General features: G+C 45.4%; 1 protein-coding gene. It reads left to right on the forward strand.

All coding sequences use genetic code 11. The features are described from left to right. Positions 1-28: 28 nt before the first annotated feature. Entirely contained in the window at positions 29-1054 is a 1026-nt protein-coding gene (locus tag ACFQ45_RS17575) for an IS110 family RNA-guided transposase (RefSeq protein ID WP_377370086.1), read from the forward strand. Positions 1055-1258: the final 204 nt, after the last annotated feature.

Here is a 1258-nt window from a genome sequence, read left to right on the forward strand (position 1 = left end):
GGCATCTAAGTTAAAAGGAGCGAGTCCTATGAAGAACATTAGCATCTTAAGCATCGATTTGGCGAAAAATGTTTTCCAATTGCATGGTCAGAATAAGCAAGGGAAACAGGTTTTAAAGAAAAGGCTGCGACGGGAAGAGCTTGGAAATTCAGTCGCTAATCTGTCTCCTTGTTTAATCGCCATGGAAGCCTGCATTGGTGCTCATGCATGGGCACGACAATTTATGGCGATGGGGCATCAAGTTAAACTGATCTCCCCTCAATATGTAAAACCCTTTGTTCAGGTTAATAAGAATGATCAGCGAGATGCTGCCGCAATCGCTTTAGCAGCTTCACTGCCATCGATTCCATCTGTCTCGGTTAAAAGTGAGGAGCAATTAGATCTGCAAGCGATTCATCGAGTGCGAGAGCGGCTGGTTCGTGAGCGGGTGGCAACCAGTAATGAAATACGTGGTTTGCTAGCAGATATGGGCGTCGTCATCCCAACCGGCGAAGCCGCAATCAAGAATTTACTTCCTGCTTTGTTGGAAGATGCTGAGCAGCCTATTACCTATCGAGGGCGATTGTTATTGGCTGACTTACGATCACAATGGTTAGAAAAAGAAGCACATGTTAAGCGTTATGACCAGATTTTGAAGGAGTACTCAAAAGACAGTACGGAGTGTCAGAAACTCATGGCAGTTCCTGGATTAGGAGTAATCAATGCTTCATTGCTATGGTGCTATATCGGTGATCCAAAGCGTTTTGCTAGTGGCCGTCACGTGGCCGCTTCACTAGGCCTAGTCCCCAAGCAAGCATCGAGTGGTGAAAAAGAGCGTTTAAATGGCATAAGTAAGCAAGGCAATAAACACCTGAGAAAGCAGTTGGTGCACGGTGCTAGAGCGGCCTATCGGGTTTTACTGAAGGAAGAATCCACGGGTCGCCTAGCTGACTGGGTGAAACGCATGAAAAGCAATGGAAAACACCCAAATAAGATAGTCGTTGCGTTGGCCAATAAGCTTGCAAGAATTGCATGGCGCTTACTGAGCAGCTCTGAATCACAGTATCAAAGTTAACAATTGAATAACGAGTTAAGAAACATAAACCGTTTGTAACAGGCACACCCAAAGCGTTGCGCAGACTATTAAAACAAAGCAGATAAAATCGACTCACTTACCCTAGGCAATTCGATGGCTCATTGAAGCCGAGTGGGAGTTCAGAGGAAGTGAGTGCACATCTTTTAATGGCCGAGCAGATATGCTCAATTAAAGTAGGCCGAA

The sequence above is a fragment of the Rhodanobacter aciditrophus genome, from assembly GCF_042679525.1.
GTDB lineage: Bacteria > Pseudomonadota > Gammaproteobacteria > Pseudomonadales > Marinomonadaceae > Marinomonas > Marinomonas aciditrophus.